We start from the raw sequence: 25,338 nt of genomic DNA on the forward strand, positions 1-25,338 counted from the left end.
GACGTTGTCGACCTTAGTTGAACTGACCGGTCAGTTCTAGTGGCGGAGGGGCCTACGCCTTGTGATTCTTTGCACCCTTCCACTCGGTGTTTTGGAGATCGCGTTGGCCTGCGAAAAACTCACGAAGGATCGAAGCGCATTCCGCGGCCCGGACCTCAGGAAATACCTCGACCCAGTGGTTGAGACGTCGTTCGCGCAGAACATCAAACACCGAGCCTACGGCCCCTGCCTTTTCGTCCCACGCGCCCATGACCAGGCGAGGGATGCGAGCGAGCAGGGTCGCCCCGGCGCACATCGTGCACGGTTCGAGGGTGACGACGAGCGTGCAGTCATCCAGGCGCCACCGGCCCAAATGGGCGGCGGCTTCGCGAAGGGCAATGACTTCAGCGTGGGCCACGGGGTCGCCGTCGGCCTCACGGCGGTTATATCCACGCCCCACGATCTGGCCCGTCGAATCCACGACGATTGCGCCGATGGGTACATCTGCGGAGGCTTCCGTTTTTCGGGCCTCGGCCAGGGCCAATCCCATCCACTTGTCGTGGAGCTGTGGAAAGTGCGTCATGGATACATTCTCTGCGGTAGTTTGGGAGCCATGCGAGTCAAGATTCTGGATCACCCTTTGGTTACCCACAAGATCACCGTTTTGCGGGATCGTGAAACTACCTCACCACAGTTTCGCCAGTTGGTCGATGAGTTGGTGACCCTCTTGGCTTATGAGGCCACTCGAAAGATCCGCGTGGAGCCCAAGACCGTGCAGACGCCGGTGGCTCAAGCCGAGGGGTCCGTGATCGCCAAGCCGCGGCCGCTCGTCGTGCCCATTTTGCGTGCCGGACTCGGCATGCTCGAAGGCATGACTCGTCTGATTCCCACCGCGGAGGTGGGCTTTCTGGGCATGGCCCGGCATGAAAAGACTCTGGATATCGTGACCTATGCGGAACGGTTGCCCGACGATCTGACCGGACGTCAGGTGTATGTCCTGGACCCGATGCTGGCCACCGGCGGCACGCTGATCGAGGCCATTAAGTTCTTGCGGAACCGCGGAGCCGATCAGATCACGTGCCTGTGCATTTTGGGTGCACCGGAAGGTCTTGCCGCACTCGAGCGAGGCGTGGAAGGCATGGAGAACGTGGACGTTTTTCTGGCCGCACGCGACGAGAAATTGGACGAGAACGCGTACATCGTGCCGGGCTTGGGCGATGCAGGCGATCGGCTGTACGGCGTCGTTGATTAGCCCCATCCGAGCATGGTGTGACAAATACCACTGACCATGAGTTGGCACGCCGACTCTTGGGAGCCCCTCTGGCGCACTTCGGTGCTGGCCAGAGGGGCTTTTGCGTGCTCTCGGTGGGCTTCGTGTGATTGCGCTATGCGAACAAACGGGTTGGTGCCGGCTGGGCCGGAATTCGTACTCGGGAGTTTTGTTCTGACAAACCCCGGTTTCCTGGGGAAGTCCTGGGTGTCTGAGGGACCCCAAAAATATGCGTTCAGAACATATTGACATTGGGTGGTGAATGTGCTTGTAGAAATTTCCTCGCCTGGTGAATGCCGGCGGACTGGCCCGATTCTGGGGGAAAGTCGGGAATCTCTTCGATTCAGGCGGGGTGTCAATATGCAGGCAATCTCCGTATCTGTGCATATTTGAGACGATTAGTCTTATTATGTGGACGCTTCGCACGATTGTTACTTGCGGGAACCTGTGAATCGGGAGAGCATGGAACGGCGGGTCCGCGCCAACCGGAATGAACGCATGATCCTATGGCGGAGGTTCGGTCGTGGCTCGCACGGCCGTGTGACTCGCCGCGGCCGGGCCATCACCACGGTCGAAGCCGTGGTTCTAGTTTGTGGAGAAACGGGGATCTTATGCCAGGCGTACCCGGGTATGTGCACATCTCGCAGCGGAATCGAGCGAACGGGACCAATCCCGCGATGCGTCAGGCCGCCGTTACCGGCCGCGGTGCCGTGGGAGAACCTACGGATTATCGTTCATTGCGCACTATGAGTCCCGCCGCCACGCCCCATCATGCCGAGAACGGAACCACCGTGCGGCCGGTCACCACGGATAACGAAGCCCGTGGCTTTGTGCTGTACATCGGCCTCAGCGAAGAAGTCGCCGCCCAGAACGGCACGTCCTTGGTTCGGATGGTGCAGGATATTCGTTCCTACGCCCAGACCCTGGTTCCGCAGGCGGAGTCCTACGCCGCCGTGGCCATCGCTCCTGCCGGCGCAGAAGGGAGCGACCTCGACGTCGTTCGCGATGCTTTGGGGGATCCCACCGCTCCCAAGACCCAGGGCGAAGCCTCCCCATTGGGGCACATGCCCAGCTCCGAATCCAAGCCGAATCAACCGGCCGGCGTCTTGATCGACCTGTCACGCCGCGAGGTATTCCTCGATGGCGAGGTCTTGAACCTGACGTACAAGGAATTCGAGTTGTTGAACTACCTCGTCGAGAATTCCAGCCGGACCGCGGGACGCGAAGAGCTCTTGGAGTCGTTGTGGCGCGACGCGGACGAAACCCCCAATGAGCGCACGATCGACGTCCACATTCGTCGGTTGCGTTCCAAATTGGGCCGGTTGTCCAACACGGTACGTACCGTGCGCGGCCAGGGCTACCGTTTTTACGAGCACCCGGAGGTCGTCGTTTGGGCGGCCCCAGAGTATTCCATCTAGTGGTAGTCGGCGCGCCGTGAGCGTGCCCCGCACAGCCGGTCGGTCTACGAGTGAGGCCGGCCGGCTTGTTGCGTTAAAGCGGCATCGTGCTGACTCCACGTTTGTAGACTGAAGACCATGAGCCCCCTGATCGACCCACGTTCCCAGGCCAAGATTCTCATGATTATGAGGCATGCCGAGGCCGAGCCGCCCTGGGGGACCAGCGATTTTGACCGCCCCCTGACCCGAGGCGGCCACGCGACCGCGCCGAAGGTGGGCCAGTGGATGGTCGAGCAATCCGTCGTGCCCGAGATGATTGCCTCGTCCTCTGCTTTGCGAACGCGCCAAACGTGCACGTGGGTGTGCGACGCGCTGGGGGAGAAGGCGCCGACCGCGAGCCTGGAGAACCGGCTCTATAACCCTCCGACGCGCGACTTATTGTCGGTGATCGGCAGGACCCCTGAGACGGTTCAGTCCCTCCTAGTCATTTCGCATTTCCCCGCAGTCCAGGAGTCGGTGCTCCACTTGGCATCGCGCGAATCCGATTACGACGCCGTCATGGACGCCTCCTCCGGGTTTCCACCCGCAGGACTCGCCGTGCTGACCCTGGATAAGCCGTGGGCCGCCCTGGATGGCGCCGACGCCGTCTTGCGCGCCTTCGTCACGAACCCATGACGCCTCCGAAAGGACCTGAAGACATGGCTCAGCCCGAGGAGGTCGCCGCAGAGTTGCGTGCGTGGCCGGAGAGGTGCCGACGCGTCGTCTTCGTCTGCCACCGCATTCCCGAACTTAGCGGAGGAGCCGTTTCCACCGAGACGCTGAGCCTGGCGCTCCAAGAAGCCGGGCTGGACGTGGAGCACGTGTCGGTCAAACCGGGAACGCGCACCCCCAAGATCCCCACCACGACCGTCTTTGAACGGGAAGATTTGCATTTCCGGCCGTTGGTGCGCGGGGAAGGCCACAGCATTCCGGCGCGGGCAGCCGGTGCCGCGCGATTGCCCTTGAAACGATGGGACCGACACCGCGTGGCACGTCGGGCCGCGGCGTATTTCGATGCTTTGGGCCCCGAGACCGTCGTCGTCGTGACGCACGCTGCGGCGTCGTTGGCGTTGGACGGCCTGGGGATATCGTTGCGGGGCCGACAATTTCCGGTCATCGGTCAGCATCACGCGCAGTTCGAGAGCCTGGACGTGGAGCCGAACCTCCGGGAGATGGTCGAGGGGCAATTCGGTGAAGGCCTCGATGCATTCACCGCGCTGTCCGCCGGCGACGCCGAGCTCTTCGCGCACATCATCGATGCCCCGACCTGGGCTGTGGGAAACCCCATCCGTCCCACGGATCGCACCTCGGCACACGACCGCCCGGAGGCCGTCGCGCTCGGGAGATACGTGGACGAGAAGCTCTTCGACCTGATGATTCGCGTCTTCGCCCAGGTGACGGAGGCCCCGGATCTGGCCCACTGGAAGCTCCGGATTTACGGTGACGGCCCGGAGCGGACGGCGTTGGAACGGCAGATCCGCGAATCCAATGTTGGCCATCGCGTGGTTCTGGAGGGGCCCACCGAGGACGTCGAGGCGGCTTACGAAACCGCCAGGGTCAACCTCGTGACGTGCCGGGACGAAGGATTCGGGATGACCATCATCGAGGCTGGTCGGGCCGGAGTTCCTACGGTGGCCTTCGACTGCTCACCTGGCGTGCGTGGATTGCTGCCGGAAGGGGCCGGCGTTCTGGTGAGTCCGATGACGGAAGACCGCTTCGCCCAGGCCCTCGCGGATTCTCTGCGCCGCCCCGAACAACTCCGAGAGATGGGCCACCAGGCGCAGTCGGTGGCTAGCCAATTCTTCCCGGAAAACCTCGTGCGCCAGTGGGGAGAAATCGTCACGGGCGCGTACGAAGCGATGGATCGACGTCGCAGGCCGTGAGAAAGTCGCGATCGAAGCGTTCCGCCGAAAAGAACCTCGCCGCCCGGTAGGTTTCGACGGCGGAATGGAACCGTTGACCGCCGTCGATGACGTCGCGTGTGATGGCCTTGAGGTCTTCGGTGCTCTGCCACGAAAGCGCCGGGTCGAGGCGAGAAACAATTTCATGGGGACCGGCCGACCCGTAAACGAGCGGCACGAGCCCGTGAGCCATCGCCTCGACCACCGCAATCCCAAAATGCTCTTGGGTTTCCGGGTGCCGCACAGGGTCCCCGTCCACGCCTTGCGCGTGCCAGTACAGGGAGGCGCCGCTCAACGTGCGCTCGAGTTCTATGCGTGAAGCATTCGGGTGAAACTCCACCGGGGAGTCAGCGGCACAGTCGATGAGGGCGCGGAAGAAGTCCTGGCTCGCGTCGTCGTCCCCGAGCGCGCCCACGAGGACGAGCCGCCACCCGGCGTGGTGCAGATCCGGCATCTCCCGGAAGGTGCGAATCATGGTCGCTTGACTCTTGTGCGGAATACCGGGGGAGCCGGGCTGAAAACGTCCCAGGGTCACGATGGTTTTGTCGCGAGGCTCCTTGCTCAGGGTCTCCGGAATCTCACACGGCGGGTATACCACGCGGGCGTCGCGCCCCCACCGTGCGGCGATATTCCGCTGCGTAAATTCGGAATTGGCCAGGACGACATCGTACGTGTCCATCACAGTGGACTGCCCGGGGTGGAGCGCAAGTCGCCGCCCCACATTCACCGACCGCAAGTACGCGGATCGCACCCGCTGGTTCGAGGCCGCACGAAGATGGTGCGGAAAATGGGTGTAGTAGACGTTGTGGGCCCCGACGCCGGGGATATTGCTCTTGAAGGTCGCGTTGACGAACAGCCCGAGGCGGAAAGAGCGGAGAAAACGTGTGCGCCGGTGGTCGAGGAGGGCCTGACGAATCGCCACCGGCAATGAAGCCCACCGCGCTGATTCGTCGGGCAGAGTAACGAACTGGATCCTGGCCAGGGTCGTCCCGAAATGGCGTTCGAGGCGCTCGCGGTCGACGTCGCCCGGAGAAAAGACGATGACTCTGTGACCTTCACCGTCGAGCGCCTGGGCGGCGCGGAGGACGGTCGCCTCTGCACCTCCTCCCGAGCTCAGGAGGGGTGAATAGATTCCGGCTACGCGTGACGTCACGTGTTCCTACCTCCGGAGTCAGGTCCAGGCCTAGTGGCACGGGTTCAGTGCAAGGGGACCGGGCGTCGGTGGAGGATCTGAGGGGACGCCGCCGTCCTGTTCCCCGATTTTAGAGGATTCTTTCGGCGGCAGAGGCTTCGCCTCGTGGGGAGTCCCGAGAGGACCGCCGGGCAGGTGGGAATGAAAAACCCCCTAGGGCCTCGGACATCCGAAAACCTAGGGGGTCACATTGGCGGAGACGGGGGGATTTGAACCCCCGGTCGAGTTTAACCCCGACCCTTCATTAGCAGTGAAGTCCATTCGGCCGCTCTGGCACGTCTCCTCGCTGATATTCGCGCGTCCGAAACACGGACCGGCGCATAACAGCCTTATTAGCTTAGCGATAATCGGCGTCCCGGGTCAAAAGGCCCTCCGCGAGCCGGGGCAGTACTCTGGTAATCATGGGAAGAACACATCGAATCGTGGTGATTGGCGCGGGTCCCCGTGGTCTCTCGATCGTGGAGAGGATCGCGGCGCACGCAGCATCTCACCCCCACAAGATCCTCGACATCCACCTGGTGGACCCGTTCCCTCCCGGTGCCGGGCACGTTTGGCGGACCGATCAGTCCCGACTGTTCTTGATGAATACGCCGTCGTTCTTTCCCACGGTGATTCCTTCGGACGCCACGGTGAAGACGGCGGGGAGTTCTTATCCCGAGCCCATCCCCGAGATCAGCGGCCTGACCTTTGAGGCATGGCGACGCGGCGTCGCGGACGACCCGTCCTTCCCGTACATCGGGCTCTCCGATGAAGATCTGGCCGAAGTGCGGGAACTCACCAGAACTGGGTTCCCCTCCCGCAAGTTGTACGGAACCTACCTGACGGATGTCTTCGCCCGGCTGCGTTCCGGGCTGCCGCGCAATGTTCGGTTGACCACCTATGCCCAGGAGGCCGTCCGGGTCACCACCGCCGACTCGGAATCCAGCAGGCCCTATCAGGTGGAGCTCGGCGACGGCGTCCTCTTGGCCGCGCATTCCGTGGTGCTGGCCTTGGGACACACCGACGCCCGCCTCCGGGACGACCAGCGCGATCTCATGGAATTCGCCGAAAGTCGCGGACTGCATTATTGGCCTCCGGCCGTTCCCGCCGATGTCCGCTGGGAAGGCTTGCCTGCCGGCCGGAACATCTTGGTGCGCGGCATGGGGCTGAATTTCCACGATGTCTTGGCCCAACTCACGGAGGGCCGCGGCGGAACCTTTGAGCCCGACTCTGAGAATTCGGAACGGCTCATCTATCGACCCAGCGGTCGTGAGCCGAAGGTGTGGGTCGGCTCTCGACGCGGGACCCCTTACCGTGCCAAAGCCCTCCTCGAAACCTATTACCCGAAATCCACCGAGAACCGATTCTTCACGCGCGCCTACGTCGATCGAACCCAGGAGAGGGCCTGGGCTGAGGGTCGCCTCGTGGACTTCGAGGTCGATTATTGGCCGCTGATCCGTCGCGACGCCCAGTGGAATTACTACAAGACTCTCGTCCGCGTGAGTCCAGACGACATTTCGGGGGACCCGGCCGAATTCTTGGATCGCGTGGACGAGATACTGTCCGACGTCGATCACGTCACCTGGTGGAACCAGATGGATCGGCTCGTTTCGGAACGCATTCCCCGCAACCGGATTCTGACGCCGGAGCGGTTGACCCGTCCCTTTGAAGGAGAGAGCTTCGAGAGCCACGAAGAGTACGCGGCCGCGCTGGTTCACTTCCTGGATCGTGACGTGTCCGCTTCGATTCGTGGAGAAGACAGCCCGTTGAAGATGGCCATCGGTTCCTTGAATCAAGCGCGCGCCGTCGTGAAGTATGCCGTGCGAGACCGGGGAATTTCGGATGAATCCTGGGTGCGCGGCTTAGAAAGGAGGTTCGGGAGCCTCGTGGACGGGCTCGCCTCCGGACCGCCGGCGTTGCGCATTCAGCAGATGGCGGCTCTCGCCAGGGCCGGAGTGTTGCGGTTCCTCGGGCCGGACCCCGTCTTCCGTGCCGACGACGAGGAAGGGTGCTTCATCGCCTCGTCCCCGTGGGTGCGTGACGAACCGGTGCATTCGGACTGGCTGGTGGAGGCGCTTGCCCCCGCCAACGACGTCCGCGTCAGCACGTCACCGTTGATTGGGCGGCTCTTCGAGGATGGACTGGCCCGTCCGCACCAGATGCACTTCTCGGATGCTCCCGCTCCGGTGCCTTCCAAGGGGCTTGAGGTGACGCCGCCGCCCTATCGGCTCGTGTCAGCATCCGGTGAGGAAGCCGCGGGAATCTACGTGCTAGGCCTGCAGCTTTCCTCCGTGCAGTGGGGCACCGCGATTGCCGCCGAGGCCGACGCGACGCTGGAATTCGGTTCCGGCACCGTGGCGGATTCCAACGACATCGTGGCATCGATACTCGAGTGACGGCGACCGGAATCATATCGATTCTCGGAGCGTTGCGTGAATGTGCAGTCCGTACCAAGTTTGAAGGGAACATCGCATGACTACTCTGGATCAGGTCGAATCTACCCACTTTGACACGGTCGTCATTGGGTTTGGGAAGGCGGGCAAGACCTTGGCGATGGGCTTGGCGAATGCGGGCCGTAGCGTCGCGCTCATCGAGGAATCCCCGGCCATGTACGGCGGCACCTGCATCAACATTGGTTGCGTCCCCACGAAAACTTTGCTGCACGACGCTGATCTTCACTCCGCAGTGGCCCCAGGATCCGCGACCGGCCCAGACGACTACTCCTCGGCCATGGCGCGGAAGAAAGCGCTCCGGAAGAAGATGAATGCCGCAAACCTCGCCATGGTCGAGAAGCCTGGGGCCGTGGTCATCGACGGCCGCGCGGAATTTGTGGGCGAACGTCGTATCAAGGTCACTGCGGGAACCGACGAGCTGGAGGTCACCGGCGAGAACGTCATCATCAATACGGGAGCCACGCCGCGAGTCCCCACCATCGATGGCCTGCCGGAGAACCCGGTGGAGGATCCTCGCGTGCTGTTCAGCACCGAATTGATCGACCGCGACGCGTTACCGCGCCGGATGGCCGTGCTGGGCGCCGGTTTCATTGGCCTGGAACTGGCGAATATGTACGCGAAGTTCGGCTCAGAGGTCACGGTTCTCAACGGCAAGGACCGCCTGGTTCCGCACGAAGATTCGGAAGCCTCCGAAGCCATCGAAGAGGTCTTGACGCAAAATGGCGTGCGGTTCCTGTTCGGCACGTCGCTGACGTCGGTTGATGCCCCGCAGTCCACGGAGGCGCCGCTCACGCTCAACCTGGACGTCGACGGCGAAGCACAGGCTCTCGAGGTCGATGCGTTGCTGATCTCCATCGGTCGAGTGCCGCGGACGGAGGGCTTGGGCCTGGAAGCAGCGGGCGTGGAGTCGGGTCCGCGCGGCATCGTCGTCGACGACTTCCTGCGCACCAGCGCGAAAAACGTGTGGGCGGTGGGCGACGTCAACGGCGGACCGCAGTTCACCTTTGTGTCCTACGACGACCACCGCATCGTCAAGGATCAGCTGCTGGCCGGCAAGGGGGAATCGGGCCGTTCACTGGCGAATCGCGGGCCGGTTCCCAACTGCACGTTCCTGACACCGCCGTTTGCCCGGGTTGGCCTCTCCGAAAAGGACGCCCGTCAAAAGGCTGAATCAGAAGGGTGGGATGTCGCCGTCGCGCGGGCCAAGGTCGCGGATATCGCCGTGATGCCCCGCCCGAAGGCCGTCGCCGAGGCGCGTGGATACCTGCAGGTGGTCGTGGATCGGAAGACCGAACAGATCCTGGGTGCCACGTTGTTCTGCATCGATGCCCAGGAAGTGATCAACACGGTGACCCTCGCCATGAAGCTCCAGTTGCCCTACACCGCATTGCGCGACGCAATCTACACCCACCCGTCGACGACCGAAGGGTTCAACGGTCTGCTCCAGCAGATCTAACTTGCCGACGACGTCGGGGCCCCGCCCCGCGAACCGAGCGGGCAAACGGGGTCTTTGGTGGGAAACCGGCTATTGGGTGGCGGTTCCCGGCTGCTTAGTTGCGGGAAGCGGCTATCTGGTGGGGGTTTCCCTTGTGATGTGGTGTTTGCCCGCGTTGTTCGTTGGCGGGAAGCGGCTCTCAGGGGGCGGTTTCCCGGGTTATGTGGCGTTGGCCCGCGCCGGTCGTTGACGGGAAGCGGCTCTTTAGTGGGGGTTGCCCGGCTACCGTGGCGTTTACCCGCGTTTGGCGGGTGGCTGGGCGACGTCGTTCGGTGGTGGTTTCCCGCCTTTGGCGGCGTCTACCGCTGTTAGGTGGTGCTTTAACCGTCACCTAATAGCGGTGGGCCCCTCCGAATTGGGTAACCGCCGCCGAATCGGGTAACCGCCGCCGAATCGGGTAAGCGCCACCGTCGAGCGAGGCACCCGCCACTGGATGGGGCCGCTACCGCCGAAACGGGCTAACGCCACCGAAACGGATAACCGCCGCCCCTACCCCCCCCGCATCTGGTCGCCCCCACCCCGAATCTGGCCGCCCCTGAACACAAAAAGACCCCCCGGGCCCCTGAAACATCAGGGATCCGGGGGCCTCAACGTTGGCGGAAGCTATGGGATTTGAACCCATGGTACGGGGTTACCGCACACCGGTTTTCAAGACCGGCTCCTTCGGCCGCTCGGACAAGCTTCCTCGTCAGAGGGGACATCCCTAGACTGGGGATGCTCCCTGAGCACGATTGTAGATCTTACCGCTCGGTCCTATGCCTTGTCTAAGGCGTAGACCTCACGATGAAAGGTGACGCATGAAGGCATTCGTTGAAAGCGAGCACGGCGGGCCCGAGGTCCTGACGGCTTCGGAGGTGTCGACCCCTGAATTGGGGCCGCAGGATGTGTTGATCGACGTCGTCGCCGCCGGGCTGAACCGGGCCGACGCCATGCAGCGTCAGGGGAAGTACCCCGTTCCGGAAGGGGCATCCACTATTTATGGCCTGGAAGTCTCGGGGACGATCCGCACGCTGGGTGAGGAAGCCGCTCGTACATCGTTCCTCAAGGAGGGGCAGAAGGTCGTGGCTCTCTTGGCTGGGGGCGGATATGCCGAGCAAGTCGTCGTGGACCAGGCGCAGGTGCTCCCAGCGCCGGCCAATATCGAATTGGAGGAGGCCGCGGCTTTGCCCGAGGTTGCGGCGACCGTGTGGTCGAACCTCTTCGGCCCCGGCGGACTCAACCCGGATGGGCCTCAAAAGCGCGACGGCGAACAGTCGGTACTCATTCACGGCGGGACCGGCGGCATCGGCGCACACGCCGTCCAACTGTGCCGGGCCCTCGGTTATCACGTGTTCACCACCGTGGGCAGTGCGGAAAAGGTCGAGTGGGTCGAGAACCTCCTCGCCCGGCAAGACGAGGCCAACGCGGCCAAGAACGCCCCGCGCACGCTGGGCCGGGCCGTGGTCATTAACTATCGCGAGCAGGACTTCGCCGAAGTCATCCAGGAAAAGACCAACGGCGAGGGAGTTCGGGCGATTCTCGATGTCGTCGGCGGCGAATACCTTGAAAGCAACGTGGCCTCGCTCAGCCTCAATGGGTTGCTGACCGTGATCGCGGTGCAGGGCGGACGCCACGGAAATATGGATTTGGCCGCCCTCATGAGCAAGCGGGCGACGGTTCGCGGGACCACTCTTCGGGCCCGCACCTCGGAGAAAAAGGGCGAGATCTTGCGGCTGATGGCGGGTACGGTATGGCGGCTGATCACCGACGGGCTGATCAATCCGGCCGTGGAAAAGCGCTTTGCTTTCGACGACGTTCCTGCCGCCCACGAATACTTCGATTCACCCGAGCAACGCGGCAAAACCGTGGTGGTGATGAGCTGAAATAGTTCAATTAGTGTCCCTCCTCATATGTCATGATGATTTGAATCGCATTTTCACTCACATCACCGAGGCATTGGAGGCTCACGATGAGCAGCACACCTGCCAACGCGGCCGGCTCCCCGACCAGACCCAAGGTCGAGGAGCCGGCAAATCACGTTGACCCCGACGTTCTGGAGAAAGAACATTCCACGTGGACGTGGAAAAAGGTCCTGGTCTGGATCCTGATTGCGCTCGTGGGCGGATTCAGCTGGGTCATGGTCGCGCTCGTGCGCGGGGAAACCGTCAACGGCATCTGGTTCGTGTTCGCGGCGGTGTGCAGCTATTTCATCGCCTACCGCTTTTACTCGAAGTACATCGAGCGCAAACTCCTGAAGCCCGACGACCGACGGGCCACCCCCGCCGAGTACAACGAAGACGGCAAGGACTACATGCCCACAGACCGTCGGGTCTTGTATGGGCACCACTTCGCCGCGATCGCTGGGGCGGGTCCCTTGGTGGGGCCGGTGCTCGCCGCTCAAATGGGGTACCTGCCCGGAACCATCTGGATTATTGCCGGCGTGATTCTCGCCGGCGCAGTCCAGGATTACCTGGTGCTGTTCTTCTCGATGCGTCGCGGGGGACGCTCACTGGGACAGATGGCCCGCGAGGAACTCGGCGTCGTCGGCGGGTATGCGGCCATCATCGCGACGCTCGCCATCATGATCATCATTACCGCGATCCTCGCGCTGGTGGTCGTCAACGCGCTCGGTGAGTCGCCGTGGGGCGTGTTCTCCGTCGGTATGACGATTCCGATCGCCCTTTTCATGGGTGTCTACCTGCGGTATATCCGGCCCGGTAAGGTCATGGAGATTTCCCTCATCGGTTTCGTCTTGCTGATGGCCGCGATCATCGTCGGCGGTTGGGTTGGCCAATCCGAGTTGGGTGCGCAGCTGTTCACCCTGGACCGCGTGACGCTGGCATGGTTCGTCATCATCTACGGTTTCATCGCCGCGGTCCTGCCCGTCTGGCTCTTGCTGGCCCCTCGGGACTACCTCTCGACCTTCATGAAGGTCGGCACCATCATCCTCTTGGCCGTCGGAATCATCGTGGTTCGCCCGGAGATCTCCGTCCCGGCCTTCAGCGAATTTGCCTCCCGCTCGGACGGACCGGTGTTCTCCGGGTCTCTCTTCCCGTTCCTGTTTGTCACGATTGCTTGCGGCGCCCTCTCCGGATTCCACGCGTTGATCGCCTCCGGAACCACCCCCAAGATGGTCGAGAAGGAACGTCAGGCACGGTTCATCGGCTACGGCGGCATGTGCATGGAATCTTTCGTGGCCATCATGGCGTTGGTTGCCGCCATCACCGTGGACCGCGGCATCTACTTCGCCATGAATTCCGGTCCCGGATCCACCGGCGGAACCATCGAGGGTGCCGCGGCTTTCGTGAACTCCCTCGGCCTAACGGGCGTGGACGTCTCGCCGGATCAGCTCAGTGCGACGGCGCAGGGCGTGGGCGAAACCACCATCGTTTCGCGAACCGGCGGCGCACCCACTTTGGCCGTGGGTATGGCGGGGATCATGCACTCCATGATTCCCTCACTGAATCTCATGAGCTTCTGGTACCACTTCGCGATCATGTTCGAGGCGCTCTTCATCCTGACCGCCGTCGACGCCGGAACTCGCGTGTCACGCTTCATGCTCTCGGATACCTTGGGTAACTTCATGCCGAAGTTCCGCGATCCTCGCTGGCGGCCCGGTGCGTGGCTGACCACCGCGGTGATGGTGCTCGGCTGGGGGTCGATCCTCATCCTCGGCGTGACGGATCCCCTCGGCGGAATCAATACCTTCTACCCGTTGTTCGGCATCGCCAACCAATTGCTCGCGGCGGTAGGCCTGGCGGTTTGCCTCGCGATTGCGGCCCGGAAGGGGCGCTTCAAGTATCTGTGGATCATCGTGCTCCCGCTGGCCTTTGACGTCGTCGTGACCGTGGTGGGTTCGTGGCAGAAGATCTTCTCCAGCAATCCGAAGGTGGGCTACTGGGCGAATTACTCCGCGGCCAAGGACGCTTTGGACTCGGGCGCCGAGAAATTCGGCACCGCCAAATCGACGGCCGAAATCGAAGCCGTGGTCCGGAATACCTTCGTTCAGGGGTCGCTGTCCATCTTGTTTGTGGTGTTGACCCTGATCGTGGTCGTGACGGCGGTGATCGTGACCGTTCGCGCGTTCTCGGGCCATCGCGGCCAGGACCACGAAGATCCGTTCGTCGAGTCGCACATTTACGCGCCCTCGGGGCTCATCCCCTCAAAGGCCGAACGTGCCTTGGAAAAGGAGTGGGCGGCGTATTCGGCGGGCCAGTCTGAAACTCCTGAAGCCATTCCGGCGGGGCGAGCATCATGACGGATTTCAAGGAACAGCGAAACCCGAAGCCCAGGGTGATCGAGCGCTTGAGGTCGTCGGCCGTCGCGCGGTTTGCCTCGGGTGTTTTAGGGGCCGACAAGTACGAACGGTACCTGGATTATCACCGGCGCTCTGGGTGCACCGAACCGCCCCTAAGCGAGAGGCAGTATTGGCGTTCGCTGACCGACCATCAGGAATCTCATCCCGGCGCACGGTGTTGCTAGACGGCGCCAGCGCAGGCCAGTGACCGGACGGAAATAGGGCGTGTGCACCGCGAGAACTCGCGGGCACACGCCCTATTTGTTGTGCGTCGGGAACGGTCTAGATCGCCGAGAAGGTGCTCAGGTAACGGCGGATGCGCTCGTTATCTGACGCGAAGAATTCGGCGGGGGCGCCGTCGTAACCGATATGCCCGTCGTCGAGGAATATCACTCGGTCGGCGACCTTCTGCGCGAAGGCGATATTGTGCGTGACTACTATCAGCGAGCGGTTCTCGTGCGCCAGGTCCACCAGGACCTTGATGACCTCCGCCTCGAGTTCGGGATCCAACGCCGAGGTGGGCTCATCGAAGAGCAGATAATCCGGGGCCAGGGCCAAGACGCGGGCAATGGCCACGCGCTGCTGCTGGCCGCCCGAGAGGTTGTCCGGGTACTCGGACAATCTCTCGCCCAATCCCACCTTGTCCAATAACTGACGCGCGCGTTCGTCGGCCTCTGACGCCGAGAGTTTGCCGTTGAGCACCGGCGGGAGGGCCACGTTTTTCAGCACGGTGTGGTTGGGGAACAGGTTGTACCCCTGAAAAACCATCGCCGAATGACGGCGTATGGAGCGGATCTGCGCGTCACTGATGCGTCCGCCGAAGGTCACGGCGTCGTCGTTGATGCGCAGGGAACCGGATTCGGGGACCTCGAGCAGATCCATGATGCGTAGGAGAGTCGACTTGCCGGAGCCCGAAGGGCCCAGAATCACGGTGGTTTCGCCGTCGCGAATGCGCAGGTCGACGTCGTCCAGCACGGTGTTGTCCCCGTAGCTCTTGGACACGGTGTTTAGCTCAAGCATTGGTGCTCCTGACGTAGCGCGAGGATGCCTTTTCGACGCGGCTCTGGATGAAGGAGAGGATCGTGAAGATCACCAAGTAGATGACCGCAACTTCCATGTACAGCGCGAGCGGCTGGAAATTCGTGGCGGCGATCTGGCGGCCTACCTGGAACACATCGGACAACGTGATGACCATGACGAGGGAGGTGCCCTTGACGAGGTCGATTAGGTCGTTACCCAACGGCGGGAGCGCAATGCGCATGGCCTGCGGGGCGATCACGTGTCGAAGGGTCTGCCAGCTCGTGAAATTCAGGGTCTTGGCTGCCTCCAACTGCCCGCGCGGAATGGACTGCACGGAGGCGCGGAGCGTTTCCGCAGCGTAGGCACCCGTATTGAGGGTGAACGCGATAATCGCCGAGGTCCACGCCGAGAGCGTGATGCCGATGGCCGGGAGCCCGTAGAAGATGATGAACAGCTGCACCAGGATGGGCGTTCCGCGGAAGAGCCACACGTAGAAGCGCGAGATCCACTGCAAGACGACGACGCGGCCCATGCGCATCGACGTCGCCAAGACCGCGACGATCAACGCAAGGATGAACGCGATGATGCTCAAGGGGATGGTGACTTTGATGGTCGCCATCAATAGCTGGGGCAGAGACTGTGCCCAGAGATTCAGAATGTCATTCATGGGTGCGCCTAGCTCACGAGGTAGTAGTCGGGGGAGTGAGGTCCGTTTTGACGTACCTCTCGTAGATCTTCTTCAGATCGCCGTTGTCCAGGTGGGTTTTCAAGGACCGATCGATGGCGGACTTCAGCTCCTTTTGGCCCTTTCCCATCAGCACGGCGGCCTCCGAGGGGTCGCCGAGGTTGCCGTCGAGCAATCGGAGATTGTGGTCGGGACGTTGTTCGAAGAACGCCTGGAAGGTCACGAAGTCGTTGGCGGTCATATCCACGCGGCCAAAAGAAACCAACATCGCGGCCTCGTCGAAGCCGGTCACGGGCACCAAATTGGCGCCCGCAGCCGCCATCTCCTGGCCGAAATTCGAGGTTTCGGTTTGGGCCGCCGAATGTCCGGCGATCTCATTGGTGGACCTGAGGGGCGAATCCTTCGCGACTCCCACCTTTCCCTGGCTTTCGGCATAAGGAATCGAGAAATCGAATTGTGCCTTTCGCTCGTCGGTGGCCGAGAGATTGTTGATGATGAGGTCGTACCGTCCGGCATTGACCCCCGCGATCAACGAGTCCCACTGGGTTTCCACGTACTGTGCCTTGACCCCCAAATCTTGAGCGATCAGGTCGCCGATTTCCTTCTCGAAACCGACGAGCTGGCCGGAGGCGTCGTGGTAACCGTACGGCCGAAATGTGCCTTCCATGCCGATGCGCACGGTTCCATTGCGTTGAATCGTCGCGAGGTCGGTCCCGGAGGTTCCGGAGCTCGAGGAGGATTCCCCGGAAGAGCACGCCGCCAACACCGAACTGAGTGCGCCGAGCCCTGCCATGCCGAGCACCCGCCGTCTGGTGGGTGGGGTCATCGTGGTTCTCCTCTGGCTGTTATGCGGCATCGAGGGCCTGGCGAAGGTCAGCGATGAGATCCTCGGCGTCTTCAATGCCCACCGCGACGCGGATGAGGTTCTCGGCAATGCCGGATCGGGCGAGGTCTTCGTCGGCGTAGGCGCCCTGGGTCATGCTCGCCGGCAAGCAGAGCAGGGACTCAATGCCGCCCAGGCTGACGGCGAATCCGAAGACCGAGAGGCGGCCCAAGAACGCCCGAACGTCCTTGCCGTCCGCGAGCTCCATGGAAAATACCGCGCCGGGCCCGTCCGCCTGACGTCGTTGAATCTCGGCCTCGGCGTCGTTGTAGGAACCGGGTGTGTGAATTGCGGCGACGGCCGGGTGCTGCTCGAGGAATTCGATGATCTTGCGAGCGTTCTCTTGCTGACGGTCCATGCGCAGCGCCAGCGTCTTGACGTTCTGGAGCAATCGGTAGGAGTCGATGGGGGAGAGGATTCCGCCGGAAATGAGCTGGGCCTTGAAGAGTTCCTCGGCCAGGGCGTCGTCGTTAGTGGATGCGACGCCGCCCAGAAGGTCGCCGTGACCGGCCAGGTATTTGGTCGCGGACTGCACGGTGATGTCCGCTCCGAGTTCCAACGGACGCTGCAGGTACGGGGTGAGGAAGGTGTTGTCCACGATCACGATGGCGCCGTTGCGGTGAGCCAGTTCGGCGATGCGCTGGATGTCCGAAACGCGCAAGGTCGGATTGGCGGGGGTCTCCAGGAAGACGGCCTTGACCGAGTCGTCAAAGTCCTCGTCGGTCAGCGAATTGGGGTCCTGCAGGAAACGGTGTTCGACGCCGCGCTTGGGCAACTCGATGGTCGCGAAGCGGTAGTTGCCGCCGTAGACGGGAAGGTTCATCAGAACGGTGTCGCCCGAACGCAGGGTTCCTAGGGCTGCTGCGGTGGCGGCCATGCCGGTCGCGTACAGGAAAGAGTGCTGGGCGTTTTCCAACGAGGCCAACGTTGCCTGTGCGGCGTCGCGCGTCGGATTGCCGCCTCGCTGATATTCGTATTCGCCTTCCCCGCCTTCGGTGGGCTGAAGGAAGGTCGAGGCGGTGTAGATCGGGGGAGTGACGGCCCCCTTATCGATCTCTTCGATCGCATGAATCGTGCGAGTGGTAAAACCTGCCATGGTGGGCATCCCTTCGAGGTGTGGAGATGAGAAGTCTGACAGTTCAAAGGCCGTTCGGCGATGGAAAATTCCTCCGGAACCTCTTGTATGACGTCAGGTTGCGATGAGCTGAAGATCCGCCGTGTGACGGAGCTCGCGCCTTACCTCTACACAGTGAGCATCGCACATGACCTCTTCGTGCGTGCCGAGAATTAAAGTGACAGGGTGTCAATAAGACGAAATACCTGTATTCTGGTGAGGTATACCTAACCTGGACGGTCGGAAGGAGGGGCAGCTCGTGGGACTCAAAGACTTCGTGCAAGGACGTCGAGACAGTGCGGACATGGGGCAGGGAGTTTGGCGCCGCGCCCACGACAGGTTCCGCCGCGGCCTGGACCGTTTTCACCAAATCTTGGAGCGTTTTAACGACGACGAAGTCCTCGATGTCCTCGTGCCCTCGGCCAACCGCCTCGCAGACCTCCTTCCCGAAGTGCGCGCGATAGCCACGAGTGCTCAGCGAAGCGCCCCGAGCGAAACCACGGATATTCCGGCGTCGCCCGAGGGCTACTATTCGGACCTCCACCGGGAGCTGTCCAAGGCCGGGAATGCCTTGGCTCAATGCGCCGAGGCCCTGGCGATGATGCGATGCGACGGTGCGAGAGCGAAGGGAGCGGCCGCAGCGGAATCGGTCGAGCGTCGCGTCGTGATGGTCGAGGAGCGCGTGGCCGAAGCCGCTCGAATCCTCCGTGCCGCGCAGTCTGGGGCCCACAACTCGGACGGTCACACGGCTGCTTAACGCGGCAATTCCCGGTTCCCTGACGAACGCCTTCTATCCTTGGAGGGCGACGTATTTCGAACCGAGAAGGAACCACCATGCTTCGGAAGCGATCATTCTTGGGCGCCCTTTTACTGTGTGTAGCCCTCTTTGTTCTGTCGGCTTGTGGCGGGGAGAAGACCGCCGTGCCGAATCGGCCCAGCCACGGCAATATCTCCGACGCCGCCGATATCTTGTCTTCGGACGAAGAGAAGAAGCTCAACGAGCTGATCGACCGGCGCAATAACGACGGCGACGGCGCGCGAGTGGCCATCGTGACCGTCGACGGCGTGGACGGCGATTGGGAAGACTGGACGAAAGATACGGCCAGCCACTGGGGTGTCGGTGACCACGGCAAGGACAACGGCGCACTCATCGCCGTGGACATGAAGGATCGTCACACGCGCATTGAAGTCGCCGACGGACTCAAGAAGACCTTCACGGACGACGACGCGCAAACGGTGCTCGATGACATTCTCGATCCCGGCCTCAAGGACGACCATCCGAGCCAGGCGCTGACGGACACCACCACCGCGATTTACGACGACGCCAACGGCGTCCACGCGGTGGGCTCGGATCGCGGATTTTGGGCGCGAAACTACGGGTGGTTCATCGCGGGTGGCCTCGTGTTGATGGCAGCCGTAGTGGTGCTGTGGGCGATCCGTCGGGAGCGGAAGATCAGGAAAGGCGCCGACCGTGAAATCGCCGAGTACGAGCGATCCCATCCCGGCGAAAAGGTGACGAAGGAGCAGCGTCAGGCCTTTCGGAAGTACCGTTCCTACCATCGGCACCAACCGGCCGACTTTGAGGAACGGGAACGTCGCAAGGAGGAAGCCCGTCGGGAGGGCCGCGAGCTCGACCCAGAGGATGATCCCGAGGTGACGACCCAGTACGCGCCGACCTTTGCCGCGTGGTTGCCGCTCTATGTGGGTAGCCCTGAAATGTACAGCGGAGCGGGGTCATCGCCGGGTTCTTACTCATCGTCCGGCTCATCTTTTGGCGGTGGCGGCGGCTTCTCCGGCGGCGGCGCGAGCGGAAGTTTCTAAGCGTCGCCTGGATCCGAGGGGTTCTGGGCCGCGGCGATGACTTTCATCATCGAGGCATGTAGGGCCCTGACCTCGGCCTCGTCCATTCCCAACCGTTTCATCATGGTGCCGGGAACCTTCTCGGCCTCCTTGCGGAGTTCTTTGCCTTTCTCCGTGAGGGAGATTTTGACGGTCCGAGCGTCGTCGGGGCTGCGATTGCGGAAAATGTAGCCGTGACCTTCGAGGCGTTTCAGCAGCGGGGAGAGGGTTCCCGAGTCGATGCTGAGATGTCTTCCGAGTTCCTTGATGGAGAGCGTGGAGTGTTCCCACAAGGCAAGCATGACCAAATACTGCGGGTGCGTGAGGTTCATCGGTTCGAGCACGGGACGGTAGGCCGCGATCACGCTCCGCGAGGCCAAGGTGAGGGCGAAGCACACCTGGCTTTCTAAAGCTAAGGGGTCTTCTTCCGGGAGATCTTGCCCGTGCATCGTGTGTCCCCTCATCCTTTGGAGTCGTGCTGCGGACCCATCGTAGGCCCGTCGTGGCCCAAAACTGGGCTGGAGCTTAAGAATACGTTGTGTACAATGCTTTGTGCACAATCATTTTGTGCACAAACCATTGAAAGGTTGCCATGAGCCGCGAAGACAGAAAAGATTCCTTCTCCTGGGGATTCCGAATTCAGAATCGGTTGGTCAGGACCATGCTCATCTTCGTGGGTCCCGCCCAGGGGAGCGCGCAGTCCGATCCGCGGCAACGGTTGAAACGGGAATACGAACGTCGCAAAGCCCTCCACGAACAGCGTTCGGCGGACGGCACCCAAGAATAATTCAGCCCCTAAATCAACTTGCTTTCTCGCGCTTTGGCGATGGCCGAGGTGCGGTTTTCGACGCCGAGCTTTCCATAGATGTGCACCAAGTGCGTCTTGACGGTGGCCTCCGAGATGAAGAGCTGCTTGGCAAGCTCCCGGTTGCTTTTCCCGGTGGCCAGCAGCCGAAGGATCTCGGTCTCACGCTCGGAGAGTGAACGGGCCGGATCGTGCATCGTGGCCATGAGGGCGGCGCTGACCTCGGGAGCGAGCGTCGTCTTGCCCGCGGCGGTGTTCACCACGGCTTCCCTCAGGGTTTCTTCCGGGGCGTCTTTGAGCAGGTAGCCCAGGGCCCCGGCGCGCACCGCGGCCACGATATCCGCCTGGGTGTCGTAGGTCGTGAGGATCAGCACGGGAGGCCCGGAGCGCTCCTTGAACTTCGACGTCGCGGTGATGCCATCCATGGTCGGCATCTGAATGTCCATGACGACCAGGTCCACGGCGTCCTCCGTGCCGCGGAGCCGCTCTTCTTCTCGCAACGCTGTCTCGCCGTCGCCAGCCTCGGCGACGACGGCGACTTCCTCGAAGCCGTTCAACAGGGCGCGAAGCCCCGCACGAACCACGGGATGATCGTCCACGAGAAGGACCTTGACGGTTGAGCTCATGCTTCTCCTGTCGTTGGGGTCGGCGCATGTGCCGAGGTCAGGGGGATGCGGACTCCGAGGACGGTGCCGTCGCCGGGTGATGAATCGATGCTGAGGCTTCCGCCCAACGTTTCCAGGCGGCGTCGTAAGCCGTGGATTCCGTATCCACGGGACGACTCGTTCGGAGCCACGCGTTCGGGGTTGAATCCGCGGCCGTCGTCGAAAACGTCCAGGGTCACCTCGGCGTCCCACACCGCGAGGGTCACGACGGCGATGCTTGCGTGGGCGTGTTCGAGCACATTGGCCAAGCTGCCTTGGGCCGCCCGGACTAACGCCGAACTGACGGGTTCTGGCAGGGAATCGGTATCGCCGCCCTCGATTCTCAGATCACACCGCAGCGCCTTTCCAGAGGCAGCGGCGCGTTCCTCGGTGCGTTGACAAATGGTGCCCAGCGCCGCGACCACCGATTCATTGAGTTCTGGGGAGGAGAGGTCGCGAACGAACCGGCGTGCCTCGTCGAGACTTTCGGAGGCCGTCTGGCCGATGGCGTCCAGACGGGCCGCGGCTTCTTCGGTGCGCTGCGCGGCAAGCGATGTGGACGTGGCTCGGGACATCAGCACGATGGAGGAAAGCCCTTGGGCTACCGTGTCGTGAATTTCCCGCGCGAGCCGCTCCCGCTCTTCGAGACGGCCGGCCTGGTGCTCCTTGTCGGCCAATTCGGCCTGAGCCAGACGAAGGGCCTCAGCAACGTGCCGATGGTGCAACGCTTCGTCGTGAAGGGCCCGGTACGCCGTGAAGATGATGATCGCCAGGACCGCGCCGAGGAACGGTCCCAGAAGACTGCCGACATTGATGCGGTCGGCCGCGCCGGCCCGGATGAGCTGAGCGATCGGCACAAGGGATGCGAGCAACCACAACACGACGACGGCGGCGACGCCCTGCCACGGCTTGAGTAAGTGCAAGAACAGGAACATGAGCGGGAAAGCGACCCACACGAAGTTTCCCGAAATCAGCAATAGGGCGAGCCATAGAAGGGCCACGCACGCGAGCCACCAGGGGGCGAAGCGGCGCGGGGTGTCTTGCGGTTGGCGTCGGCCCGCCCTCAACGCCCGGGCGTACCGGTTTTCCCAAACGGTCCCCACCAGGTAGACGGCGCCCAGCAGCATCGAGGCGGCGACGGCGCAGGTGACCGGGGCGGCGTCGGGCGTGTCCGAGGACCCCCAGATGTACCGTGCCAGGCCGAAGATCAGCAAGAAAGCGAACATGACGTGCAAGGCGACACGGAGGAACTGCAGGACGCGGTTCTGCCCAGTGCGGGGCCTCTCGGATGACGAAGTGCTCACGTCAGTACTGTAGCCGTGCGTCGTGCTGGGGGCATCAACCGAACGGTTGATCGCAGGTTCACCCTTCCTCTCGATGTGCGCGCGAGGCCGGGCCGGAAGAGTGGGTACCAACGAAATCCACTCGGAAGGAAACACGATGTTCGTCGGAATCAGAGACGTCTTCTACGCCAAGGGGAGGTTTGCGCTGATCGGCTCGGTCGTCGGCCTGATCACGTTGCTTTTGGTCATGCTCACGGGTCTGACCGGCGGCCTCGCCTCACAAAATACTTCGGCCCTCACAGCATTGGGACCGGATCGCTTCGCGTTCGGTGCGCCGGTGGCCGGGAACTCGAGCGGAGCCGCCGAGGATCCCAAGGTCGACTACTCCGCCTCGCAAATCACCGAAAAGCAGGTTCACGACTGGTCCTCCACCGACGGCGTTTCCCAAGCGACACCGGTCGGCTTTACCCAGACGCAGCTGGCGGCCGACGGTAGCGCCGGCGCCGCGGTCTTGGGTGTTCCGAATGGGGACATCGTCAAGAACGCGGTGGGCGCGGCCGTGGACGGGACCACCGATGTGGGCGATCACGACGTCGTCGTTTCTCAGTCCATCGCCGACGACCAAGGTGCTTCCGTCGGCAAGAAGGTCAGCATTTCTGGGCAGGAATTCACGGTGTCAGGTGTGGTGCCCGACGAGTACTACAGCCACAGCCCCGTGGCGTGGATGAATACCGCCGGCTGGCAGCAGGTGGCCCACGTGCAGTCCTCGGGCGACGACGCCGTGGTGGGAACCGCTCTCGCGGTCAACGGCAACCTGGATCAGGACGGCTGGAAGAACGCCGCAGACGAGTCCAAGACGGTCGTCTCGAAGGTCAAGGATTCCTTCTCAGGTTTGCCCGCCTATTCATCGGAGCACAGCTCGCTCCTGACCATGCAGGCTTTCCTTTACGGAATCTCCGCCCTGGTGACGGTCTCCTTCTTGACCGTGTGGACCATCCAACGAACCCGGGACATCGCGATCCTGCGGGCCCTAGGAGCCGGTGGCAAGTACCTCATCCGGGACGCCGTGGGACAGGCCGCTATCGTCCTCGCGGTCGGTGCCCTGGTGGGCCTCGGACTGGGAGCCGGATTGGGCTGGCTCGCCCAGAACGGAGTGCCGTTCCAGCTCAATGCCGCCAACACTGTTCTACCCGCAGCGGGGATCTGGGTCCTCGGAATGCTCGGTTCGCTCCTTGCTGTGCGCAAGGTCGCCAAAATTGATCCGCTGATCGCCTTAGGAGGCAACTAAACATGTCGACGCACACCGCAGAACACGTAGCAGGCCGCGCCGCAGTCCGTGGCGACGGCTCCGCCCTCGAAATGTCCGACGTGACCCTGGAATACCCGGATGGAACGACCGCAGATGGAACTCCGCGGACCGTCACGGCCCTCGACCACGTGAGTTTTCGTGCCGAGCGCGGGACGATGACCGCGCTGGTGGGCGAGTCCGGGTCCGGTAAGTCCTCCTTGCTGGCGGTGGCCGGTGCCTTGGTCTCGCCGACGAGCGGGTCCGTGCGCATCAACGGTCACGAAGCGGTCGGCGCCTCGGAGAAGGATCGGGCCGGATTACGGCGCGAGGAGATCGGCGTCGTCTTCCAGCAGCCGAACTTGATTCCTTCCCTGACCGCTCGGGAGCAGCTTCTGGTGGCGGACCACATTCGCGGGATCCGGGGTCGTGAGCTCAAGAAGCGCCACGAAGCCGCCGACGAATTGTTGGCCCGCGTGGGCCTGGAGGGACAAGGCGACCGTCGTCCGCATCAGCTCTCCGGTGGGCAGCGGCAACGCGTGAATATCGCTCGGGCGCTGATGGGGGATCCGGTGCTGCTGCTCGCGGATGAGCCCACCTCGGCCCTCGACCACGAGCGCTCGCTGGAGGTCGTCGAGCTGCTCCGTGAGGTGACGCGAGAATTCAACGTCGCGACCGTGATGGTCACTCACGAGACGGAATTGCTGGACCACATGGATGAAGTCGTCACCATGAGGGACGGCAAACTCTCCTAAGCGGTGCCCGGACGGGTTCCGTGCGGATGAACCCTTAAACGCATGAGGGGCGGGTCGGACATTCCGACCCGCCCCTCGCACGTTGGGCTACGGCGTCGCGCGACGCCGCGCCGTGGCTCCGTGGTTAGCGTCCCCACATTCCGTAGGTCTGTGCGAGTTCGGAGACCTTGCGTGCACGCGCCAAGCGGGGGAGGTAGGAGCCATCCTTGGGTACCGCTCCACCTTCTTCGCGTTCCAACATCTCGCGGGCCCACGAGATTTCCTCTTCGCTGGGGGCAAGGCCGCGGTTGATGGTTTCGGTCTGATCGGGATTGAGGGTGAGCTTGCCGGTCATGCCCATCGACGCCGTGGTGCGGCAAGCGTCCATCAGTCCCTTCTCGTCCACGCCATTGGCGGGGCCGTCGATCGGTCCGGGGAGCTCGCCGACGCGGGAGGCAACCACGAGCGCCGACCGGGCGTACGCCAGGGCCATCGGATCGTCGCTGATGCCGGTGTCCTTGCGGTAGTCACCCATGCCGAAGGCCAAACGGAAAGTTCCGGGCGCTCGGGCGATGTCCACGGCATTGACGATTCCAATGGCGGACTCAATGAGCGCAATGACGGGCGTGCCGGCCCGAGACATCATCGCGGTGCGAGTGACGTGGTGGGGATGTTCCGTCTTGGCTAACACAATGCCGCGGAGGCCCTTCGCCTTGGAGAGGGCCGCGAGGTCGCCTTCCCAGTAGTCCGTGGTGATGTCGTTGATCCGGACCCACGCGCGCATGCCGTCATTCAGGGCGGAGACGACGCGTTCCCGAGCCTCTTCCTTGCGTTCGGCGGGGACGGCGTCCTCCATGTCCAGGATGATCGAGTCGGCTTCGGACTCGTAATTCGGCTCGAAGGAGTCCTCGTTGGATGCCGAGGTGAGGAGCCATGAGCGGGAAAGACGTGCAGGAAGGTTCGCTGCTCGTTCGTTGCGGTGGTAGGTGGTGGTCACGGTCAACCTCAGCTCTGTGTAGTCCTGGTGTTCTGTCCCAGCGGTACTAGGTTTCTTCTCCCTATTGT

At 62.8% G+C, this 25,338-nt stretch carries 24 protein-coding genes and 2 tRNA genes; 14 read left to right on the forward strand and 12 right to left on the reverse strand.

All coding sequences use genetic code 11. The features are described 5' to 3' along the window. Nucleotides 1-52: 52 nt before the first annotated feature. The gene (tadA, locus tag B9Y51_RS05690) at nt 53-562 is read right to left on the reverse strand and encodes a tRNA adenosine(34) deaminase TadA (protein ID WP_085529107.1); all 510 of its coding nucleotides are present in this window, start codon (nt 560-562) and stop codon (nt 53-55) included. A 30-nt stretch (nt 563-592) separates the two neighbouring features. Here tadA and upp point away from each other — a divergent pair, with 30 nt between their 5' ends. The 4 genes from upp to B9Y51_RS05710 all read left to right on the forward strand — a co-directional run bounded on the left by upp (nt 593) and on the right by B9Y51_RS05710 (nt 4,568). After that, nucleotides 593-1,231 (forward strand): uracil phosphoribosyltransferase, encoded by a 639-nt coding sequence (upp, locus tag B9Y51_RS05695; RefSeq protein ID WP_048684138.1) that lies wholly within the window; start codon nt 593-595, stop codon nt 1,229-1,231. A gap of 629 nt (nt 1,232-1,860) precedes the next feature. Then, nucleotides 1,861-2,667, forward strand: coding sequence for a winged helix-turn-helix domain-containing protein (locus B9Y51_RS05700; RefSeq protein WP_048683942.1), 807 nt, complete (start codon nt 1,861-1,863; stop codon nt 2,665-2,667). Nucleotides 2,668-2,784: 117 nt separating this feature from the next. After that, nucleotides 2,785-3,321 (forward strand): SixA phosphatase family protein, encoded by a 537-nt coding sequence (locus B9Y51_RS05705; protein WP_085529108.1) that lies wholly within the window; start codon nt 2,785-2,787, stop codon nt 3,319-3,321. Between the two features lie 23 nt (nt 3,322-3,344). After that, nucleotides 3,345-4,568 (forward strand): glycosyltransferase, encoded by a 1,224-nt coding sequence (locus tag B9Y51_RS05710; RefSeq protein WP_158088259.1) that lies wholly within the window; start codon nt 3,345-3,347, stop codon nt 4,566-4,568. On the opposite strand, the gene B9Y51_RS05715 is transcribed toward B9Y51_RS05710, so the two are convergent. Both B9Y51_RS05715 and B9Y51_RS05720 read right to left on the reverse strand, forming a co-directional pair. Then, the gene (locus tag B9Y51_RS05715) at nt 4,525-5,739 is read right to left on the reverse strand and encodes a glycosyltransferase (protein WP_085529110.1); all 1,215 of its coding nucleotides are present in this window, start codon (nt 5,737-5,739) and stop codon (nt 4,525-4,527) included. The genes B9Y51_RS05710 and B9Y51_RS05715 overlap by 44 nt on opposite strands. A gap of 230 nt (nt 5,740-5,969) precedes the next feature. After that, a tRNA-Ser gene (locus B9Y51_RS05720) sits at nt 5,970-6,061 on the reverse strand. Between the two features lie 118 nt (nt 6,062-6,179). Between B9Y51_RS05720 and B9Y51_RS05725 the strand changes: the two genes are divergently transcribed. Both B9Y51_RS05725 and B9Y51_RS05730 read left to right on the forward strand, forming a co-directional pair. Continuing rightward, nucleotides 6,180-8,153: an FAD/NAD(P)-binding protein gene (locus B9Y51_RS05725; RefSeq protein WP_085529111.1), complete on the forward strand. Its 1,974-nt coding sequence runs from the start codon at nt 6,180-6,182 to the stop codon at nt 8,151-8,153. Nucleotides 8,154-8,229: 76 nt separating this feature from the next. Next, nucleotides 8,230-9,666, forward strand: a complete 1,437-nt coding sequence (locus B9Y51_RS05730; RefSeq protein ID WP_085529112.1) for an FAD-dependent oxidoreductase — start codon at nt 8,230-8,232, stop codon at nt 9,664-9,666. A 633-nt stretch (nt 9,667-10,299) separates the two neighbouring features. On the opposite strand, the gene B9Y51_RS05735 is transcribed toward B9Y51_RS05730, so the two are convergent. Then, a tRNA-Ser gene (locus B9Y51_RS05735) sits at nt 10,300-10,390 on the reverse strand. Between the two features lie 112 nt (nt 10,391-10,502). Here B9Y51_RS05735 and B9Y51_RS05740 point away from each other — a divergent pair. The 3 genes from B9Y51_RS05740 to B9Y51_RS05750 all read left to right on the forward strand — a co-directional run bounded on the left by B9Y51_RS05740 (nt 10,503) and on the right by B9Y51_RS05750 (nt 14,166). Next, complete coding sequence (locus B9Y51_RS05740) at nt 10,503-11,567, forward strand: NAD(P)H-quinone oxidoreductase (protein WP_048683925.1); 1,065 nt, start codon at nt 10,503-10,505, stop codon at nt 11,565-11,567. Nucleotides 11,568-11,653: 86 nt separating this feature from the next. After that, nucleotides 11,654-13,942: a carbon starvation CstA family protein gene (locus B9Y51_RS05745; protein ID WP_085529113.1), complete on the forward strand. Its 2,289-nt coding sequence runs from the start codon at nt 11,654-11,656 to the stop codon at nt 13,940-13,942. Continuing rightward, complete coding sequence (locus tag B9Y51_RS05750) at nt 13,939-14,166, forward strand: CstA-like transporter-associated (seleno)protein (protein ID WP_085529114.1); 228 nt, start codon at nt 13,939-13,941, stop codon at nt 14,164-14,166. The genes B9Y51_RS05745 and B9Y51_RS05750 overlap by 4 nt, the downstream gene beginning before the upstream one ends. A 97-nt stretch (nt 14,167-14,263) precedes the next feature. Here B9Y51_RS05750 and B9Y51_RS05755 read toward each other — a convergent pair whose 3' ends face one another. From B9Y51_RS05755 to B9Y51_RS05770, 4 genes are read right to left on the reverse strand one after another with little or no spacing between them, the layout of a single operon-like run. Beyond that, entirely contained in the window at nt 14,264-15,001 is a 738-nt protein-coding gene (locus B9Y51_RS05755) for an amino acid ABC transporter ATP-binding protein (RefSeq protein ID WP_085529115.1), read from the reverse strand. Further along, nucleotides 14,994-15,668 (reverse strand): amino acid ABC transporter permease, encoded by a 675-nt coding sequence (locus B9Y51_RS05760; RefSeq protein WP_048683917.1) that lies wholly within the window; start codon nt 15,666-15,668, stop codon nt 14,994-14,996. The genes B9Y51_RS05755 and B9Y51_RS05760 overlap by 8 nt, the downstream gene beginning before the upstream one ends. Nucleotides 15,669-15,681: 13 nt before the next feature. Continuing rightward, on the reverse strand, nt 15,682-16,512 hold the full coding sequence (locus tag B9Y51_RS05765) for a transporter substrate-binding domain-containing protein (protein WP_085529116.1): 831 nt from the start codon (nt 16,510-16,512) through the stop codon (nt 15,682-15,684). A 19-nt stretch (nt 16,513-16,531) separates the two neighbouring features. Next, the gene (locus B9Y51_RS05770; RefSeq protein WP_085529689.1) at nt 16,532-17,665 is read right to left on the reverse strand and encodes a trans-sulfuration enzyme family protein; all 1,134 of its coding nucleotides are present in this window, start codon (nt 17,663-17,665) and stop codon (nt 16,532-16,534) included. A gap of 277 nt (nt 17,666-17,942) precedes the next feature. Here B9Y51_RS05770 and B9Y51_RS05775 point away from each other — a divergent pair, with 277 nt between their 5' ends. Both B9Y51_RS05775 and B9Y51_RS05780 read left to right on the forward strand, forming a co-directional pair. Beyond that, nucleotides 17,943-18,440, forward strand: a complete 498-nt coding sequence (locus B9Y51_RS05775) for a dehydrogenase (protein WP_085529117.1) — start codon at nt 17,943-17,945, stop codon at nt 18,438-18,440. Between the two features lie 77 nt (nt 18,441-18,517). After that, entirely contained in the window at nt 18,518-19,504 is a 987-nt protein-coding gene (locus tag B9Y51_RS05780; RefSeq protein WP_085529118.1) for a TPM domain-containing protein, read from the forward strand. Here B9Y51_RS05780 and B9Y51_RS05785 read toward each other — a convergent pair. After that, nucleotides 19,501-19,986, reverse strand: a complete 486-nt coding sequence (locus tag B9Y51_RS05785; RefSeq protein ID WP_245826082.1) for a MarR family winged helix-turn-helix transcriptional regulator — start codon at nt 19,984-19,986, stop codon at nt 19,501-19,503. The genes B9Y51_RS05780 and B9Y51_RS05785 overlap by 4 nt on opposite strands. Nucleotides 19,987-20,114: 128 nt before the next feature. On the opposite strand from B9Y51_RS05785, the gene B9Y51_RS05790 reads away from it, so the two are divergent. Further along, entirely contained in the window at nt 20,115-20,309 is a 195-nt protein-coding gene (locus B9Y51_RS05790; RefSeq protein WP_085529120.1) for a hypothetical protein, read from the forward strand. An 8-nt stretch (nt 20,310-20,317) separates the two neighbouring features. Here B9Y51_RS05790 and B9Y51_RS05795 read toward each other — a convergent pair whose 3' ends face one another. Both B9Y51_RS05795 and B9Y51_RS05800 read right to left on the reverse strand, forming a co-directional pair. Next, nucleotides 20,318-20,953 (reverse strand): response regulator, encoded by a 636-nt coding sequence (locus tag B9Y51_RS05795; protein ID WP_048683895.1) that lies wholly within the window; start codon nt 20,951-20,953, stop codon nt 20,318-20,320. Then, the gene (locus tag B9Y51_RS05800) at nt 20,950-22,275 is read right to left on the reverse strand and encodes a sensor histidine kinase (protein ID WP_085529690.1); all 1,326 of its coding nucleotides are present in this window, start codon (nt 22,273-22,275) and stop codon (nt 20,950-20,952) included. The genes B9Y51_RS05795 and B9Y51_RS05800 overlap by 4 nt, the downstream gene beginning before the upstream one ends. A gap of 136 nt (nt 22,276-22,411) precedes the next feature. Between B9Y51_RS05800 and B9Y51_RS05805 the strand changes: the two genes are divergently transcribed. Both B9Y51_RS05805 and B9Y51_RS05810 read left to right on the forward strand, forming a co-directional pair. Continuing rightward, nucleotides 22,412-23,542, forward strand: a complete 1,131-nt coding sequence (locus B9Y51_RS05805; protein WP_085529121.1) for an ABC transporter permease — start codon at nt 22,412-22,414, stop codon at nt 23,540-23,542. 2 nt (nt 23,543-23,544) lie between these two features. Then, nucleotides 23,545-24,294 (forward strand): ABC transporter ATP-binding protein, encoded by a 750-nt coding sequence (locus B9Y51_RS05810; RefSeq protein ID WP_085529122.1) that lies wholly within the window; start codon nt 23,545-23,547, stop codon nt 24,292-24,294. Between the two features lie 124 nt (nt 24,295-24,418). Here the strand turns inward: B9Y51_RS05810 and B9Y51_RS05815 are convergent, their stop codons facing one another. Next, complete coding sequence (locus B9Y51_RS05815) at nt 24,419-25,270, reverse strand: HpcH/HpaI aldolase/citrate lyase family protein (protein WP_048683889.1); 852 nt, start codon at nt 25,268-25,270, stop codon at nt 24,419-24,421. Nucleotides 25,271-25,338 lie beyond the last annotated feature (68 nt).

This window comes from Kocuria massiliensis (genome assembly GCF_900169715.1).
In the GTDB taxonomy this organism is placed as follows: domain Bacteria; phylum Actinomycetota; class Actinomycetes; order Actinomycetales; family Micrococcaceae; genus Rothia; species Rothia massiliensis.

Bases quoted from the DNA above. Each gene is read 5' to 3' on its own strand.
- B9Y51_RS05740 (WP_048683925.1), top strand. From the start codon at position 10,503: ATGAAGGCATTCGTTGAAAGCGAGCACGGCGGGCCCGAGGTCCTGACG.
- B9Y51_RS05730 (WP_085529112.1), top strand. From the start codon at position 8,230: ATGACTACTCTGGATCAGGTCGAATCTACCCACTTTGACACGGTCGTC.
- B9Y51_RS05765 (WP_085529116.1), bottom strand. From the start codon at position 16,512: ATGACCCCACCCACCAGACGGCGGGTGCTCGGCATGGCAGGGCTCGGC.
- upp (WP_048684138.1), top strand. From the start codon at position 593: ATGCGAGTCAAGATTCTGGATCACCCTTTGGTTACCCACAAGATCACC.
- B9Y51_RS05760 (WP_048683917.1), bottom strand. From the start codon at position 15,668: ATGAATGACATTCTGAATCTCTGGGCACAGTCTCTGCCCCAGCTATTG.
- B9Y51_RS05810 (WP_085529122.1), top strand. From the start codon at position 23,545: ATGTCGACGCACACCGCAGAACACGTAGCAGGCCGCGCCGCAGTCCGT.
- B9Y51_RS05780 (WP_085529118.1), top strand. From the start codon at position 18,518: ATGCTTCGGAAGCGATCATTCTTGGGCGCCCTTTTACTGTGTGTAGCC.
- B9Y51_RS05710 (WP_158088259.1), top strand. From the start codon at position 3,345: ATGGCTCAGCCCGAGGAGGTCGCCGCAGAGTTGCGTGCGTGGCCGGAG.
- B9Y51_RS05700 (WP_048683942.1), top strand. From the start codon at position 1,861: ATGCCAGGCGTACCCGGGTATGTGCACATCTCGCAGCGGAATCGAGCG.
- B9Y51_RS05805 (WP_085529121.1), top strand. From the start codon at position 22,412: ATGTTCGTCGGAATCAGAGACGTCTTCTACGCCAAGGGGAGGTTTGCG.
- B9Y51_RS05770 (WP_085529689.1), bottom strand. From the start codon at position 17,665: ATGGCAGGTTTTACCACTCGCACGATTCATGCGATCGAAGAGATCGAT.
- B9Y51_RS05750 (WP_085529114.1), top strand. From the start codon at position 13,939: ATGACGGATTTCAAGGAACAGCGAAACCCGAAGCCCAGGGTGATCGAG.
- B9Y51_RS05785 (WP_245826082.1), bottom strand. From the start codon at position 19,986: ATGAGGGGACACACGATGCACGGGCAAGATCTCCCGGAAGAAGACCCC.
- B9Y51_RS05795 (WP_048683895.1), bottom strand. From the start codon at position 20,953: ATGAGCTCAACCGTCAAGGTCCTTCTCGTGGACGATCATCCCGTGGTT.
- B9Y51_RS05755 (WP_085529115.1), bottom strand. From the start codon at position 15,001: ATGCTTGAGCTAAACACCGTGTCCAAGAGCTACGGGGACAACACCGTG.
- tadA (WP_085529107.1), bottom strand. From the start codon at position 562: ATGACGCACTTTCCACAGCTCCACGACAAGTGGATGGGATTGGCCCTG.
- B9Y51_RS05725 (WP_085529111.1), top strand. From the start codon at position 6,180: ATGGGAAGAACACATCGAATCGTGGTGATTGGCGCGGGTCCCCGTGGT.
- B9Y51_RS05745 (WP_085529113.1), top strand. From the start codon at position 11,654: ATGAGCAGCACACCTGCCAACGCGGCCGGCTCCCCGACCAGACCCAAG.
- B9Y51_RS05705 (WP_085529108.1), top strand. From the start codon at position 2,785: ATGAGCCCCCTGATCGACCCACGTTCCCAGGCCAAGATTCTCATGATT.
- B9Y51_RS05790 (WP_085529120.1), top strand. From the start codon at position 20,115: ATGAGCCGCGAAGACAGAAAAGATTCCTTCTCCTGGGGATTCCGAATT.